The 16230-nt window shown below is 70.1% G+C and carries 13 protein-coding genes and 2 pseudogenes; 9 read left to right on the forward strand and 6 right to left on the reverse strand.

What is annotated here, in order from left to right:
* Positions 1-92: 92 nt before the first annotated feature.
* The 3 genes and pseudogenes from OG306_RS02310 to OG306_RS02320 form a co-directional block, all read left to right on the forward strand.
* A complete protein-coding gene (locus OG306_RS02310; RefSeq protein WP_371665084.1) occupies positions 93-968 on the forward strand; it encodes an aminoglycoside phosphotransferase family protein in 876 nt (291 codons plus the stop codon).
* A 108-nt stretch (positions 969-1076) separates the two neighbouring features.
* On the forward strand, positions 1077-2297 hold the full coding sequence (locus tag OG306_RS02315; protein ID WP_371665085.1) for an MFS transporter: 1221 nt from the start codon (positions 1077-1079) through the stop codon (positions 2295-2297).
* Between the two features lie 121 nt (positions 2298-2418).
* Positions 2419-2712 (forward strand): annotated as a pseudogene (locus OG306_RS02320) (acetylxylan esterase); the annotation flags it as partial.
* Between the two features lie 69 nt (positions 2713-2781).
* Here OG306_RS02320 and OG306_RS02325 read toward each other — a convergent pair.
* The 3 genes from OG306_RS02325 to OG306_RS02335 are packed head-to-tail and all read right to left on the reverse strand — an operon-like array spanning position 2782 to position 7540.
* Positions 2782-4326, reverse strand: coding sequence for a phytoene desaturase family protein (locus tag OG306_RS02325; protein WP_266744386.1), 1545 nt, complete (start codon positions 4324-4326; stop codon positions 2782-2784).
* Positions 4327-4378: 52 nt separating this feature from the next.
* Complete coding sequence (locus OG306_RS02330; protein ID WP_327259535.1) at positions 4379-6625, reverse strand: serine/threonine-protein kinase; 2247 nt, start codon at positions 6623-6625, stop codon at positions 4379-4381.
* 27 nt (positions 6626-6652) lie between these two features.
* Positions 6653-7540 carry an oxygenase MpaB family protein gene (locus tag OG306_RS02335; RefSeq protein WP_327259534.1) on the reverse strand — a complete coding sequence of 296 codons (888 nt, stop codon included), beginning with the start codon at positions 7538-7540 and terminating at the stop codon, positions 6653-6655.
* Positions 7541-7688: 148 nt separating this feature from the next.
* Here OG306_RS02335 and OG306_RS02340 point away from each other — a divergent pair.
* Positions 7689-7811, forward strand: a pseudogene (locus tag OG306_RS02340) (formate dehydrogenase accessory sulfurtransferase FdhD); the annotation flags it as partial.
* 19 nt (positions 7812-7830) lie between these two features.
* Positions 7831-8061 (forward strand): hypothetical protein, encoded by a 231-nt coding sequence (locus OG306_RS02345; RefSeq protein WP_266752729.1) that lies wholly within the window; start codon positions 7831-7833, stop codon positions 8059-8061.
* 24 nt (positions 8062-8085) lie between these two features.
* Here OG306_RS02345 and OG306_RS02350 read toward each other — a convergent pair whose 3' ends face one another.
* The 3 genes from OG306_RS02350 to OG306_RS02360 all read right to left on the reverse strand — a co-directional run bounded on the left by OG306_RS02350 (position 8086) and on the right by OG306_RS02360 (position 12894).
* Positions 8086-10620 (reverse strand): ATP-dependent Clp protease ATP-binding subunit, encoded by a 2535-nt coding sequence (locus OG306_RS02350; protein WP_266744389.1) that lies wholly within the window; start codon positions 10618-10620, stop codon positions 8086-8088.
* Positions 10621-10997: 377 nt separating this feature from the next.
* Positions 10998-11873 (reverse strand): universal stress protein, encoded by an 876-nt coding sequence (locus OG306_RS02355; RefSeq protein WP_266752049.1) that lies wholly within the window; start codon positions 11871-11873, stop codon positions 10998-11000.
* 346 nt (positions 11874-12219) lie between these two features.
* Positions 12220-12894: a CBS domain-containing protein gene (locus OG306_RS02360; protein WP_266744390.1), complete on the reverse strand. Its 675-nt coding sequence runs from the start codon at positions 12892-12894 to the stop codon at positions 12220-12222.
* 226 nt (positions 12895-13120) lie between these two features.
* Between OG306_RS02360 and OG306_RS02365 the strand changes: the two genes are divergently transcribed.
* The 4 genes from OG306_RS02365 (at position 13121) to OG306_RS02380 (ending at position 16216) form a co-directional block, all read left to right on the forward strand.
* Positions 13121-14062 carry a pyridoxamine 5'-phosphate oxidase family protein gene (locus OG306_RS02365; RefSeq protein ID WP_371665086.1) on the forward strand — a complete coding sequence of 314 codons (942 nt, stop codon included), beginning with the start codon at positions 13121-13123 and terminating at the stop codon, positions 14060-14062.
* A 178-nt stretch (positions 14063-14240) separates the two neighbouring features.
* On the forward strand, positions 14241-15062 hold the full coding sequence (gene ppk2, locus OG306_RS02370) for a polyphosphate kinase 2 (protein WP_266744392.1): 822 nt from the start codon (positions 14241-14243) through the stop codon (positions 15060-15062).
* Between the two features lie 553 nt (positions 15063-15615).
* Positions 15616-16077 (forward strand): cyclic nucleotide-binding domain-containing protein, encoded by a 462-nt coding sequence (locus tag OG306_RS02375; protein ID WP_266744393.1) that lies wholly within the window; start codon positions 15616-15618, stop codon positions 16075-16077.
* Positions 16055-16216, forward strand: a complete 162-nt coding sequence (locus OG306_RS02380; protein WP_371665087.1) for a universal stress protein — start codon at positions 16055-16057, stop codon at positions 16214-16216. Before OG306_RS02375 ends, OG306_RS02380 begins: the two co-directional genes overlap by 23 nt.
* The last annotated feature ends 14 nt before the right edge of the window (positions 16217-16230 follow it).

Genomic DNA, 16230 nt, shown 5'->3' on the forward strand with positions numbered 1-16230 from the left:
CGGCACGGTCACCGCGGCCGGAAAACCCCGGGGCGGCAGCGCGTGGCGGTACCTCCTCCTGGAGCAGGGGCCCCGCAGCGGAGAATGCTCCGATGACCGCATCTCCGCAGACCTGGACCCGCGCCGAGCGACTTGATGCCGACCGGCTGGCAGCAGCCCTGCGTGCCGAGGCAGGTGTCCGGCTGATCGTGGAGGGGCCCTGTTCCGGAGGGGAGGTCGGTGCCGCATACGTGCGATGGCCCGACGGTCGCCGTTCCGTGCTGAAATCGCGGCCGGACACCCGCGTCGAGGATCTACGGGCGGGGCCGCTGGCGGTCTGCGAGATGCTGCGCGCGCAGGGGTACCCCTGCCCGTCGACGGAGTTGGCGGTCCAGGTGGGTCACGCGGTGGCGCTGGTCCAGGAGCTCCTGCCGGGCACGCCGATGCGGCGTCTGGACCACCATGGGCTGGACCAGGCACTCACCCTCAACGCGTCACAGGCGGGACTGCTGGCCGGACGTACGGATGTCCCGTCGATGAACCTGTATATGCTCGACGACGGCCCCGGCTACTGTCTTCACGAGCCGCTGCGTCGGCACAGTCGGCGCGGCGGTGACCTGGAGCGGCGGATCAGGTCAGTCGGAGCGGATCACCCGCATCACCTGGCCGGGCACGACGTCGTGCACCAGGACTTCCACCAGGGCAACCTGCTCGCCGTCGACGGCTCGGTCACCGGCGTCATCGACTGGGACGGCGCCGGCCGGGGTGACCGCCGTTTCGATCTGGTCACGCTGCGCTTCGGGCTGCACGCGAACGAGCAGGCACCGGACGTCACGAAGCGCCTCGACGACCTCCTGGACGGCCTGCCCGAGGACGTCCTGCGTCCCTCCTGGGCGCATATGAGTCTGCACATGGCCGACTGGGCCATCAGGCACTTCGCCCCGGGCGACGTCGGGCACTGGCTCGACCTGGCCGAGCAACGCCTCTGACCGCCCCGGGAACCGAGCCGGGCGGGCCGAAAGGGCCGTGCACGTACCGCTGCGAACGCTCCCGAGGACGGGAGCTAGGGTGCTCGCTGTGCCGATCACAGGAGGATCATGAAGGCCACTGTCGAACTGCCCACAACCCCCTTGAAACCACTGCGTGTTGCCGCATTCCGTCGATTCGTTCTCGCCAATCTCGTCTCCGCGACCGGGTCCGCGATGGCTCCTCTCGCGCTCGCGTACGCGGTGATCGGGCAGGGCGGAGGGGCCGGGTCGCTCGGCATCGTGCTGGCCACGAACTCGGTCCCGACGGTCGTCCTCACCATCGCCGGCGGCGTCCTCGCGGACCGCCTGTCGCGGAGCCGGATCCTGTTTCTGGGCAACCTGCTGGCCGCGGCCGCGCAGGGGGTGCTCGCCCTGCTGGTGGCCACGCATCAGGCGACGACCGTTTCGATCGCCGCGTGCGGCTTCCTGTCGGGGATCGCCGTGGCCTTCACCGGTCCGGCCGCCACGGGCGTGGTGGGACAGCTCGTCGCGGCGGAGCACCTCCAGCAGGCCAATGCGCTGGTCCGGCTGCCGAACAATGCCGTCAAGGTGCTCGGCCCCGTCGCCGGAGGGCTGATCGTCGCGGTCGGCGGTCCGGCGTGGGCCCTGTCGTGGGATGCGCTCACCTTCCTGGTCGCGGCGCTCCTGCTGCTCGGTCTGCGGCTGAGCGCGCCGGTCACGACGGGGAGTGCGCTGGCCGACCTGCGGGCGGGGTGGTCCGGATTCCGCTCCCGCACCTGGCTGTGGACATACACCGCGGCCGGGACGGTCGTGGTCGCCGCCTGGCTGGCAGGCTTTCAGCTCCTCGGCCCGGTCGTCGCCAAGGAACACTACGAGGGGGCGCGTTCCTGGGGGCTCGTCCAGGGCGCGTTCGCGTTCGGTCTGCTGGCGGGGACGCTGGTGTGCCTGCGCTGGAAGCCGTACCGTCTGCTGGCCGTTGCCGTCATCACCGGCTGCGCTCTCTGCCTGCCACTGCTGGCGCTGGGCACGGGCCTGGCCCTGCCCTGGGTGATGCTCAGTGCCGTGCTCGCCGGCATCGGGCTGGATGTCGCCATCGTGGCATGGACCACCGCGCTCCAACAGCATGTGCCCCAGGAGGAGTTGGGGCGCATGAGCTCGTTCAACGGGGTCGGGGAACGCATCGCGATCCCGCTCGGCTACCTCGTCACCGCGTTCGCCGCACATGCCTGGGCCGACCGGTCCGTGCTCCTGGTCTGTGCCGGTGCCATCGTGGCCACCACGGTCCTCAACCTCTGCGTACGGGATGTGTACCGCGTCAATCGCGTCTGAGCGTTCGCGCGCGTAGGCCTCGCGGAGCCGCCCGGTCATCCCCCTCGCACCTGCGGCCTTCGTAGCCTCCGGCATCCCGCGGGGAGGTCAGGGCGCGGCGATTCCCGGTCGCCGCGCTCTCGTGTGCCGCGCCTCGGTCGCCACGTCCTCCCGCTCAGAGGCTGTCGGCGCTCCCCGGGGTGTCCTCCTCCGGTCGGCCCGCCCGCTGCCCTGCTCGGCCCGGTCCCGAACCGCGGCAGCAGGGGCGGCAGGAACGGCCGGGGCCGTCGACTTCGCGGCGCGGGCGAGTGCCCCGGCGTGGTTCTCGGCCGGCCCGATGGACCGGATCTGCCCGTCGTCCACGGTGTTCGCCGCGTATCACCGGTACGCGGGTCCGGCCGAGAACCAGGTGTTCACGTACAACGGGCACGAGGGCGGCGCGAAGTACGACCTGCCGCGCAGGCGCGACGCGCTGCGCGGCGTGTTCGGCCGGGAGCGGCGACGGTCACCGGCCCAGCGCCGCCATCGCCGCGTTGTGGCCGGGAACCCCGCTGACCCCGCCACCGCGTACGGCGCCCGCCCCGCACAGCAGCACATTGGCGTGCGCCGTCTCCACGCCCCACCGGCCGGTGGATTCGGCGGCGTACGGGAACGCGAGGTCCCGGTGGAAGATGTGGCCGCCGGGCAGCCGAAGGTCCTGTTCGAGATCGAGCGGGGTCTTCGCCTCGATGCACGGTTCGCCGTTCTCGTCGCGTGCCAGGCAGTCGGTGACCGGCTCGTCCAGGTGCGCGTCGAGTTCGGCGAGCGTGGCCGTGAGCAGCTCGGCGCGCGTCGCCGCGTTGTCGGCGGCGAACAGCCGGGCGGGGGTGTGCAGACCGAAGAGGGTGAGGGTCTGGTAGCCGCGGGCGGCCAGGCCTGGTCCGAGGATCGACGGGTCGGTCAGTGAGTGGCAGTAGATCTCGGACGGCGGGGCGGCGGGCAGCCGTCCCGCCGCCGCGTCCCGGTAGGCGTCGGCGAGCTGCCCGTACCCCTCGGCGATGTGGAACGTGCCGGCGAAGGCCTCGCGGGGGTCGACACAGCGGTCACGCAGCCGGGGCAGCCGGGTGAGCACCATGTTCACCTTCAGCTGTGCGCCCTCGGCCGGGGCGGGCGGTTCGTCGCCGAGGAGCGCGGCGAGCGCCTGCGGCGAGGCGTTGACGAGGACCCGGCGGGCCGTGACGACGTGTTCCGCGTCGGGTGAGCGGACGGTGATCGCGGCCGTTGTCCCGTCGGTGTCGATCCGGGTCGCCTCGTGCCGTACGCGGATCTGTGCCCCGGCCGCGAGGGCGGCCCGGGCGAGGGTGTCGGTGAGGGCGCCCATGCCGCCGACCGGAACGTCCCAGTCGCCGGTACCGCCACCGATGACGTGGTAGAGGAAGCAGCGGTTCTGGAGCAGGGACGGGTCGTGCGCGTCGGCGAAGGTGCCGATCAGGGCGTCGGTGAGAACGACTCCGCGTACGAGGTCGTCGCGGAAGTTCTCCTCGACGGCGACACCGACGGGCTCCTCGAAGAGCGCCCGCCAGGCCTCCTTGTCACCGATCCGTGCGCGCAGCGCGTCCCGGGTGGGCAGGGGTTCGGTGAGCGTCGGGAAGACCCGCTCCGCGACGCGTCGCGTCATGCCGTAGAAGCGCTGCCACGCCGCGTACTCCCGGTCCGATCCGGTGAGCGCGGCGAAGGAGTCCCGGGTGCGGTCCCCGCCGACGAGCAGTCCGGTGGCGCGGCCGCCGCGCACGGTCGGGGTGTACGAGGAGACGGTCCGCTGGCGTACGGCGAAGTCCAGACCGAGATCGCGGACGATCTTCCGCGGCAGCAGGGACACGAGGTACGAGTAGCGCGACAGGCGGGCGTCGACTCCGGCGAAGGGACGGGTGGAGACGGCCGCTCCCCCGGTGGTGGCGAGGCGTTCCAGGACCAGGACGGACTGTCCGGCGCGGGCGAGGTAGGCGGCGGCGACGAGACCGTTGTGGCCACCGCCCACGATCACCGCGTCATAGCTGTCGGGTGCGTGCATGGCCCTTCGTAACACGGGATGTGACCCCCTGGCCAGAGGCGGTGGTGGCGGGTCAGCCCGACGGTGCGTCCCGTCCCTGGCGCAAGGCGGCGACCCGGCGGTACAGCTCGACGGCCTCAGGTCCCCGACCGAGCTGCTCCAGGCAGTGCGCCTCGTCGTTGCGGGCGGCGAGGGTGTCGGGGTGGTCGGCGCCGAGTACCCGTTCTCGGGCTTCGGCGACCTCGCGGTAGACGGTGAGGGCGTCGGCCCAGCGGCCGAGCCAGCCGAGGCCGACGGCGATCTCCCGGCGGCTGACGACGGTGTCCGGGTGGTCGTCGCCCAGGACGCGTCCGCGGATCGCGGTCACGTCGCGCGCCTCGGCGAGCGCCTCCTCCCAGCGCGCCAGCCGCCCCAGATTGACGCCGAGGCCGTGACGGGCGCGGAGCGTCCCGGGGTCGGTGGGGCCGCCCACCCTGGTCCGGTCCTCGACGAGGGCGCGATACAGCTCCAGGGCCTCCGCGCTGCGGCCCAGGCGGCCGAGGCTGATGCCGATCTCGTAGCGGGCGGACAGGGTGTCGGGATGGTCGGCGCCCAGCGCCCGGGCACGGTCGCGGGCGACTTCCCGGTAGGTCTGCAGAGCCTCCGTCCAGCGGCCCAGCCGGCCGAGCGTGTACGCCACTTCGTAGAGCGTGACCAGGGTGTCGGGGTGGTCGGCGCCCAGCAGGCGGGTGCGGGCGGATGCCACATCCCTGGCCATCCGGTACGAGTCCTCCAGGCGGCCGAGCCTGCCGAGGTTGAAGGCGAGGTTGTGGCGACAGCGCAGGGTGTCGGGGTGGTCGGGGCCCATCGTCCGTTCCCGGGAGGCCAGGACCGCCGCATACACCTGGTGGGCCTCGAAGTGCCGGCCGAGCCGGCCGAGGACGTACGCCATCTCCTGGCGGGCCGCGAGGGTCTCCGGGTGGTCGGTGCCCAGGGCTCGTTCGCGGCCCTGGGCGACGCGGCCGAACTCCCGCAGCGCATCGGAGGCGCGGCCGGTGCGGCTGAGGGTGAAGGCGACCTCGTACCGGCTGGAGAGCGTGTCGGGATGGTCGGGGCCCAGCGCGTGCTCGCGTTCGGCGGCGACCGCGCGGTGCACCTCGCCGGCTTCCTCCCAGTGCCCGAGCCGGCCCAGATTGAGGCCCGCGCTGTGCCGGTTGGCGAGGACGGAGAGCAGTTCCGGGGACGGGGTCGGCCGCTCGGCCCTGGGCAGCGGCAGCTCTCCGGTGAAGTGCCGCAGGTCGGTGCCGGTGGTCCACTCGCCCGTGAGGCCCGCGGAGTGGTCGGGCGGGGCGAGTCCGGGGCGGGCGCCGGTCGCCTTGTGTCCGGTGGTCATGCCGCGGGTCCAGGCCGGCAGCTGCTGCCCCGGCCGTACGACGGGAACGGACGGCGCGAACAGTACCTGCTCCGTGGGCCGGAGCTGCGGCTGCTCGCCGGTGCGGCCGACGGCGATCCGCTGTCGCAGGTCGCCCGCGTCGACGGGCCGTTCCTCGGGGGTCTTGGCCAGCAGTTCCAGGACGACGCGGTCGAAGAATCCGGGGAGTTCGGCCCGGTGGGTGCGCAGTGGTTCGGGCTGGGTGTCGCGGTGTCCGACGAGGACGGCCCAGGCGTCGTCGAGGTCGAACGGCGGTGCTCCGGTGGCGATCTCGTACAGGACGCAGCCCAGTGAGTACAGGTCGCTGCGGTGGTCGACGTTGCCGCCGCTGATCTGCTCCGGAGACATGTAGTGCGGGGTGCCCATGGCGATGCCCGTGCCGGTGAGGCGGGAGGTGAAACCGATGTCGTGGCCGAGCCTGGCGATGCCGAAGTCGCAGATCTTCACCGTGCCGTCGGTGAGGCGCATGATGTTGGCGGGCTTGAGGTCGCGGTGCACGATGCCCTGCTGGTGGGTGTAGCCGAGGGCGTCGGCGACCTGTTCGGCGATGTCGACGATGTCGGGCACCGGCAGCGGGTGCTGTTCGTTGTCCTCCAGGAGCTGGCTGAGGTTGCGGCCGTCGAGGAGTTCCATCACCAGGTACAGGACGCCCTCGTGCTCCCCGAAGTCATGGACGACGGTGACGCCGCGGTGCTGGAGCGCGGCGGCGACGCGGGCCTCGCGGCGGAAGCGTTCGCGCAGGATGCGGGTGAAGGACCGGTCGTGCTGGGGCCCCATCGGCTTGAGGCATTTGACGGCCACGTGGCGGCCGAGCGACTCGTCTCGGGCGCGCCACACCTCGCCCATTCCGCCGCGCCCGATCAGATCGAGCAGTCGGTACCGGCTCTGGATCAGCCTGGTGTCCGCCATCGCCTGCTGTCGCCCCCGTAGCTTCGCCTACCTCGGTGCCCTCCCCGGCCCGTCCAGTATGGCGGCCCGGCTGCGCAGTTTGTACGGGGTGGGGCGGCTGCCCGGACCGAGTCGGGCCATCGCGTTCAGAATATGACCGGGCGGGAGTTGCCAGCGGAGCCGGGACGGAATGCAGCGCAGAGCGGTTCCGGTGGTGCGCAGCCGCCGGTCGACGGTGCGCGCGGGCCCCACGGGTCTGCCGTAGAGCTCATGGGCGTACGGGGGCAGTGACTGGTAGGCGAGTGCCGCGACGCGCCGCCACAGCAGTGCGCGTGCCGGTACGAGCAGTGGGTGGACGGGTGGCCGGCGCAGGAAGTCGTCGACGTCCAATGCCTCGGGGGAAGCGGCGAGTTGCGGCCGCACCCGTTCGAAGTAGGCGGCGAGCTGCGCGGTGGTGGCCGGTACGTCGGCGGGGTCGAGGCCGACGAGCCGGGCGCTGTGGCGGTGCTCGTCGATGTAGCGGTCGGCCTGGGCGTCGGTGAGCGGGAAGCCGGAGCGGCGTTCGATCTGGAGGTAGGAATCGACCTCGGCGCAGTGCACCCACAACAGCAGCCCGGGTTCGCCGACGCCGTACGTCTCCCCGGTGGCCGGGTCGGTGGCCTTGAGGAGCCGGTGGATCCGGCGGACCCGGGCGCCCGCCTTCTCGGCCGCTTCGGTGGTGCCGTAGGTGATCGTTCCGACGAAGCCGGCCGTGCGCATCAGCCGGCCCCAGGCGTCCTCGCGGAAGTCGGAGTTCTGCATGACGCCGCGCACGGCGCGCGGGTGCAGCGCCTGGAGGTAGAGCGCGCGCACTCCGGCGACCCACATCATCGGGTCGCCGTGCATCTGCCAGGTGACGGATTCGGGTCCGAAGAGCCCCGGGTCGGCGTCCACCATGTCGCCCGTACCTCCCACCGTCCGCACGACGACCGGCAATCGGCCCCGATCGGACCGGAGTTCACCCTGGATGGTACCGCGGCCCCCCGCGCGACCGCGGCACACGATTCCGGCCGTTCCACCGGTCCCGGGCTGCGGGGGACGCGGCGCTCTGCGGGCGGCTCAGCGGGTGTTCGACGTCACCGGCGGCCTGCACGCCGCCGGGCTCTTCACGGCCGACGGCGAGCTGCTGTGCCTGCGGGAGGACGTCGGCCGGCACAACGCCGTGGACGCTGACCGGCCCGTTCTGCGTGGCGTACCCCCTGGTCACCGTGGACATCGTGGCGGACTCGCAGTCGCAGGACATTCTCCGGCAGCTGCAGAACTTCGAGATCGACGCCGGAATCACCGTGCCGGTCGGTTCGGTGACCGCCGCCCGCGAGCCGGGATCGGTCATGGCCCGCGCCCTCACGGAGGTCGCCCGGCACGCCGGGGTCGCCGCCGCGCTGGAACGCTTCCCCGGGGATCCCGCGCCGCAGTAGGCGGGCCGGACCGCGCCACGGCCCTCAAGCCGCGCCGGTGCTCGCCGTGTCCTCGTGGTCCGCACTGCCGTCGGAGTGGTCCCTGCGCACCGTGCAGTGGAGCGAGTTGCCCAGCACATCGGCGACGATCGTGTCTCCGGGCCCGGCCTCATCGCTGAGCAGCAGTGAGGCGACGCGGTTGTCGAGTTCCGTCTGGATCGTGCGGCGCAGCGGACGGGCACCGAACTGCGGCTGGTAGCCATGGGCGACCAGCAGCTTCTTCGCCGCTTCGGTGACCTCCAGCGTCATGTCCTGCGCGTGGACGCGGTGCTTGCTCCGGCGCAGGAGGTGCTCGATGATCTCCGACAGGTCTTCCTCGGTGAGACTGTGGAAGACGATGATGTCGTCGATGCGGTTGAGGAACTCGGGCAGGAACCGTCCCCGCAGGTCCTCCATCAGCTCGTCCTTGAGGTCGGCCGCGTCGCCCTTGTGGGCGAGGATGCGATGGGCGCCGATGTTGGACGTCATGATGACGACGCAGTGGCGGAAGTCGACCGTGCGGCCCTGTCCGTCCGTGAGGCGACCGTCGTCGAGGATCTGGAGCAGTGTGTTGAAGACATCGGGGTGTGCCTTCTCCACTTCGTCGAACAGCACCACGCTGTACGGGTGGCGCCGAACCTTCTCGGTGAGCTGGCCGGCCTCTTCGTAGCCGATGTATCCGGGGGGCGCTCCGACGAGCCGGGCCACGGTGTGCTTCTCCTGGAACTCGCTCATGTCGAACCGGATCATGCGGTTCTCGTCGCCGAACAGCAACTCGGCGAGTGTCTTGGCGAGTTCGGTCTTGCCGACACCGGTCGGCCCCAGGAAGAGGAATGAACCGACAGGGCGGTTCGGGTCCCCCATGCCCGCTCGATTCCGGCGCACGGCTTCGGACACGGCGGTGACCGCCTCGTTCTGGCCGACGATCCTGGCGTGCATGTCCTCTTCGAGCTTGAGGAGCCTCTCCTTCTCGCCGGCGGTGAGCTGGGAGACCGGAATCCCCGTGCGGCGGGAGACGATGTCGGCGATGTCGGTGGCCGTGACCGAGACGACGCCTTCTCGACGCTCCTCGATTCCCGCGAGCTCGCCCTCCACTTCGGCGATCTGCTCCTTCAGTTCGGAGGCCTTCTCGAACTCCTCGCCGGCGACGGCCTGGTCCTTCTCACGTCGCAGCTTCGCAAGGCGGTCCTCGCGGCTGACGATCTCGGTGGAACGGCTCGCACTGCGCAGCCGCACCCGGGCGCCCGCCTGGTCCATCAGGTCGATGGCCTTGTCGGGCAGGAACCGGTCGCTGATGTAGCGGTCGGAGAGTACCGCCGCGGCCGTCAGGGCCCCGTCGGCGAAGCGGACCCGGTGGTGGGCCTCGTATGCGTCCCGCAGCCCTTCGAGGATCTGGACCGTCTCCTCGACCGTCGGCTCCGGGATCAGAACGGGTTGGAAGCGGCGTTCGAGAGCGGCGTCCTTCTCGACGTGCTTGCGGTACTCGTCGATCGTCGTCGCTCCCACCACGTGGAGCTCGCCGCGTGCGAGTGCGGGCTTGAGCATGTTGCTCGCGTCCATGGAGCCCTCGCCCGTCGCACCGGCGCCGACCACGGTGTGCAGTTCGTCGATGAAGAGGATGATGTCGCCGCTCGCCTCCTGGACGTCCTCGATGACCTTCTTCAGGCGCTCCTCGAACTGTCCGCGGTACTGCGCGCCGGCCACCATGCCGGACAGGTCCAGGGCGACGACCCGCTTGTCCTTCAGTGTGTCGGGCACTTCGCCCGCCACGATGCGCTGGGCCAGTCCCTCCACGATGGCGGTCTTCCCGACACCGGGCTCGCCGATGAGCACGGGGTTGTTCTTGGAGCGCCGCGAGAGGATCTCGACGGTCTGCTCGATCTCCTCGGCCCGGCCGACCACCGGATCGAGCTTCCCCGCCTTCGCTTCCTCGGTCAGGTCCCTGCCGTACTCGTCCAGGGTCGTGGACGGCTCCTTCCCGGCAGCGGGAGCACCACCCGTCGCGCGGGTCGCCCGCTCCGTGAGGCCGCGCAGCTTCTGCACGTCCAGGTCCTCCGCGCGCAGGAAACGGGTGGCACCGGATTCGGGGTCGCCGAGGAGCGCGCCGAGGATGTGCTCGGGGCCGATGTAGGACACCCCTGCCGCCTGCGAATCCGCGTAGGCGGCGGCAAGGGTGCGCTTCGCCGCCGGCGTGAGTCCCGGCTCCGCGGAGGGCTCGCCGGACTCCCGGGGAAGCACGTGGTCGATGTGAGCCGCGAGCGCCTCGGGGTCCACGCCCACCTGGGACAGCAGCCTTCGCGCGGGATCGACCTGTGTGGCCGCCCAGAGGAGGTGCTCCGTGTCGAGGTCGGACGTTCCGTCCTCGGCCGCCTTTCGCGTGGCCGTGTTGAGGAGTTCGTGCGACGACTCCGTAAGGAGCCGGCCGATGGGTACGCGCTGCACGGCTGGCGGTGACGTGCCGGGCGACATTCCGAAGAAACGATTCAGCAGATCGCTGAACGGATCGGCCGAACCGAAGGGTGAACCGAACGCCATCGACATGTGAGCTCCTGATGCGCGAAGGGGGGCTCTCACACTCAAACTCGATGCCCACCGCTCCGCAAACGGAATGCCACGGTCGGCGCAGCCCGACGAGCGGGACGGCATCGGCAGGAATCCCCCACCGGGACGGCGTGGGTGCGGGGCGACGTCGCCCCGCACCCACCACACATCATCCAGGATCCTGTCCTGCTTCCCGGTCTGCTGACGGGCATGTTCGTACGATGAGGCTTGGGGAGGTGGAACGGCCCGGGGAACACGGTCAAGGGGTGGGCCTCGCACGCCTCTGCGCGCGGGAGAGGTGACACGCCGACGCCGCAGAGGAGCACCGGCACGTCGGCCTGCTGTACCGACGTGATCGGCTGCCGTGATTGCTCACCTCAGTCGTGAGGGACGACGGCGACAGGGCAGCGCGCGTGATGAATGGCGGCTTGGCCCACGGGGCCCAGGTGTGGTGCCAGGACGGGGCGGTGCTTGCGCCGGCCGACAACCAGCAGCCCGGCACCATGAGCGGCCCCTGTAACAGCCCTGGCGGGGCTTTCGAGGGCGACGCTGTCGCTCACCTCCACGAGCGGGAACTTGTCACGCCAAGGGCGGAGGATCTGGTTGAGGTGCTTCTGCGCGTCCTGAGTGATTTCTTCCGTCACATCGTGATCCACGCCCCAGGGCGCGTATGCGACCAGCGGCAGGCTCTGGCCATGGACGGCTCTGAGGGGCACGCCTCGCGCTGCGGCGGTAGCGAAAGCGAATTCGAGCAGGTCGTCACAGGGGCCGTGCAGTTTCAGTGCTACCACGACGCCGCCTTCCACAGCTGGAGCGGGTTGTGGCCCTTGTCCGCTCGTTTCGGCGCGTACCAGGACCACCGGCCCGTCGGCCCGTGCCACGACGGGCATGCTGATGTCTCCGAGAAAGTAGCTCTCGACGGGCACCAGTCCGCGCGAACCGAGCACGGTCATCTCGGACTCCGATGCCGCTCGCAGCAGCGCGTGCTGGGCGTCGTCGGCCACCAGGTTGCCGACAATGGGAAGGCCCGGGTGGCGTGCCTGGAGCTCCGCCCGCGCCTTGTGCACGATCCGCCTCGCCCAGTAGTTCTGGTCCATCTCCGCAGGCACGTGGGTCGGTTCCGGCACCAGCAGAGGCCACGCGTGCAGCAGGCGCAGCGTGAGCTTGCGCCGCTCGGCTTCGTCGGAGGCCCAACGGGCAGCGGAAAGGCTCTCGGGTGAGCCGTCGAGGCCCACGGTGACGACTGGCTCCATGGCGACTGCCTCCATGTCGTAAGTCTCGTACAGCCGCGTACAGGTTGGAATGACGGCGGGCGAGTCCGCCTGCGCTGCCTGCCGTCGTCCCTGTGCCCTTGTCTGTACCGGCCAGACGAGGGTGAGGGGCAATCGATGGTGTGCGCGTCCGCGCCGACAACGACTTCTTCTCGTTCGAGGAGTACCGCAGATCTCCTGGTGCCGCATGCCGACTCCGATGTGGCAGAACTCGTAGGGCGGGAAATCCGCACCCGGCACGAGAAGCCGCTTCCTCCCACACGGGCCTGCTCCGGGCTCGGTCAGCCTTGCCGTGCGCAGTGAGGCGGGTTACGAGGGCACGAATGTCTCACGTGCCGGTGCGGGAAGTCCGAATGTCGTCGGTCCGGTACGCGACACGCTCAGCGACGGAGACCACACCGTCAACACTCCGGCACAGCCGTTCGATGATGGGGATCAGGCTCTTGAACTCGACGGATCCGCCGAGGGCGACCTGTCCCTCGCGTACTTCGACCGTCACCTCCGAGGGGGCCAGACCCATCGTCCGCTGCAGGACGTCCCGGTTGATTTCCTCGTGGATGGCGTCGTCACGGCGCAGGAAGACCCGCAACAGGTCACTACGGCTGACGATGCCCAGCAACTTGTCCGTCTCGTCCACGACGGGCAGCCGTTTGACGTTCTGCACCTCCATGAGGCGGGCCGCCTCGACCACGGTCCACTCCGGACGCGCACACACCGCGGGAGCCGACATCAGCTCCTCCGCCCTGGCCCCCTCCGCCTTGGCACGCTCCCACGCCTCCAGATGCGGAATCGGTGTCAGGCCGGACGGATCGGCCTGGTCGGAAGACTTGCGCAGCAGGTCGGCCTCGGACACCAGACCCATGGGACGATCCAGTTCATCGACCACGGGTACCGCTGTGACAGCGTTGTCCGCCAGCAGCTTGACGATCTCTTTGAACGGCAGGTCACGCCGTGCCCGGACGACGTCTCTGGTCATGAGCTCTGCGACCGATCGGTGGTGCATGCGGCTTCTCCCTACGGAATGTGACGGTCAGTGATGGCCATGTGCCGAGCGGTTCAGGACCCGTCGCCGCGAGTCGCGCAGATGAGCCGGCCAGGCTCGTCGGTGGACCAGTGGGCCCGGTACCAGCCCGCCCGGCCCCGCGAAAACGCGGCTTCTCATCCCGTGCGGTGACACGCCACGCGTGGCACGTTGGGTACAGCAACATGATGAGGAATTGGTGGCGATCATGCGAGCTCACCTCGGCGATCAGCTCGTTGTCGAAAGCCCGGCCACCGGTGCCGGCAGGCGCGACGGCGAGATTGTCGGACTGCACCACGAGGACGGAACACCTCCCTACGACGTGCGCTGGTCGGATACCGACCAGGTGACGCTCGTGTTCCCCGGGCCCGACGCCCATATCCACCACCTTGAACACCAGCCCGACAGATCCCGTGAGCCATCCCGGCCGGACATGGCCGAGGCCGAGGCCGAGGCCGGTGCCGGTGCCGAGGCCGAGTCCGCCAGGACCCGGCACGATGGCGCGCCCAACCCCGGCGACATCGGCCGACGCGTGGCCATGGAACGCGAGCGGCAGGGGCTCAGCCGCGCGGAAACAGCCCGCCGCGCCAGAATGGCACCGGAGTACCTGGCATACCTCGAACAACATCCGGCCGACCCGAGTCCGGCCAGCCTCATCAGCCTGGCCGACGCGCTCGGCACCACCGTCGCAGCCCTGCGCGGAGGCGGCATCGACCTGCCCCCCGGCCAGGGCCAGGCACTCCTGCACCCCCGGCTGCAGGACCTCGACCCCGACGAATGCCGCGCCCGGCTCTCCACACACGGCGTAGGACGCATCGCGGTGTCAACACCCGATGGCCCGGCAGTCTTTCCAGTGAACTACGAGGTCATCGACGGCACCATCGCTTTCCGGACCGCGCCTGACTCAGTGCCCGCGACAGCCGGGGGAACAGATGTCGCATTCGAGGTCGACAACGTGGACGAGGCCATGAGCCAAGGCTGGAGCGTCCTTGCCGTAGGCCCTGCGCGGATCGTTACAGAACCCGACGCACTGCGACGGCTCGCCGATCACGCCCACACCACGCCCTGGGCAGGAGGCGAACGCAACACATGGGTATCGATCCGTCCCACGCGCCTCACAGGGCGGCGCATCAGTCCAGCTGATCAGTAACCGACAGCGGACAGCCACGAGGCCCAGCGGGCATTCCACGACCACGATCCAGCCCCGACCGCACAGCGGCCCCGACCTCTTTGTCCGACGGGGGGCACGCCGTGCCGGGTCTGCGCAGCGAAGCTCGTTCGGCGCTGTCGCTTGACTTCGGGCATGGTCTCCTCCATAACGTCATCCCATGTCGGACGAGAAAAGCTCGGGCCAGCGCGGAAAGCTGCCGCGCTCGCTGTACGAGCGGGAGCTGTACCGGCTCCAGACCGAGCTCGTGAAGCTCCAGGAATGGGTGCGGGCCGAAGGCGCACGGCTCGTCGTGGTGTTCGAGGGACGTGACGCGGCGGGCAAGGGCAGCACGATCAAGCGCGTCACCGAACACCTGAATCCCCGGGTAGCACGCATCGTCGCGCTGCCGCGGCCCACCGAGCGCGAGCGCGGCCAGTGGTATTTCCAGCGCTACGCCGAGCACCTCCCGGCCGCAGGGGAAGTGGTCCTGCTCGACCGGAGCTGGTACAACCGCGCAGGCGTCGAGCGCGTCATGGGTTTTTGCACCATGGAGGAATACCAGCGATTCCTTCGCCAGTGCCCGATCTTCGAGCGGATGCTGGTGGAGGACGGCATTCTGTTGCGCAAGTACTGGTTCTCGGTGAGTGACGCGGTGCAGGAGGAGCGGTTCCGCCGCAGGCTGCAGGATCCCACCCGTCGGTGGAAACTCTCACCGATGGACCTGGAATCGATCACCCGCTGGGAGGCCTATTCACGGGCGAAGGACGAGATGTTCGTCCATACCGATATCTCGGAGGCTCCGTGGTATGTCGTCGAGAGCGACGACAAGCGCCGGGCCCGGCTGAACATGATCGCCCATCTGCTGTCGACGGTGCCGTACGAAGCGGTCGCCCCGCCGGTGATCGAACTTCCTCGGCGGCCTCCGGCCACCGGATACCAACGGCCGCCGAGGGACCTTCAGACGTATGTCCCCGACCATGCGTCTGAACTCGGGAAGTGAGGGGGAGGGGTCTCACACGATCGGGCCGCCATAGGTACGACAGCCGGCCCGTGCAGCGCCGGGGCGCAAGCAGGTGTACCGAAGACCGGGATACACGGATCTCATAGCCCTCGTCGACGAGCAGCCCCCGCCGGACGGCATCCCCCTGCTGGATTCGGTCCCGCGGGAGGGGCAACGCGTTTCAGAACGTGCAGAACTGGACACAGCCCGGCAAAGGTTCATGGCCGACCTCGCCGCACTGCCGCCCGGGGCCCGCACCATGCGGGCGCCCATCGCGCCACAAGCGGAACTCTCACGACGCCTCGGCTTGCTCACCGCAGATGTCCGCCGATACGTCGAAAGAAACCTGCTGGGGGGCACCCACGAAGCCGTCTGATCCGAACTCGCGATCGGACGCAAGGAGTGACTCGGCAGACAGAGCCGCCAAGCGCTCTGAGATCGCAGAGCTTGCCCGCGCGGGGCCGGAAGGGGCCGCGACAGGGGCCGGTTGGCCCATGTTCGCGAACCGACTGCCCGTCAATGCTGAAACCGAAGGCTACAGAGGAGGCCACCGATGAACGCTTCTGCAACTCGCATCACCGCAGCCCTGCCTGCCCAGTATCGTGCCCGCCTGATGAGGATCGGGCAGGAGGTCAATTTCGCCCAGGGAACCCGTCTCTTCCAAGAAGGAGACCACGCAGACCGCTTCTGGATCCTGCGCTCGGGCACCGTCACGCTGGACATCCGCGTACCGGGCGGTTCCCCGGCGGCGATCGAGAGACTCGGCTCCGGCGAACTGGTCAGCTGGGCCTGGTTGTTCGAGCCCTGCATCTGGCACCTCGGAGCAGAGGCGATGACGCCTGTCCGTACCCATGAGTTCGACGCGGCGACCGTGCGCATGATGATGGACGCGGATCCCGCCCTCGGTTCGGCCATCGGCCATTGGGTCGGGCAGGTTCTCGCCCACCGGTTGCAGGCCACTCGGATCCGTCTGCTCGATCGCTACGCCCCTCATGGCAGCGGCGGGTTTGTGTGAGCAGACCGAGGGCGCAGAACTTCTGGTCATCGGTGCGCGCCGTACCGGCGGACCCCACGGGCCACGCCCCGGTCCTGTGAATCACGCGGTGTTGCACTGTGCACCGTGCCCTGTCGCCGTCGTCCCGGACACCCGCTGAGCGCGGCCGCGACA

Origin of the sequence: Streptomyces sp. NBC_01241, assembly GCF_041435435.1 — a bacterium.
In the GTDB taxonomy this organism is placed as follows: domain Bacteria; phylum Actinomycetota; class Actinomycetes; order Streptomycetales; family Streptomycetaceae; genus Streptomyces.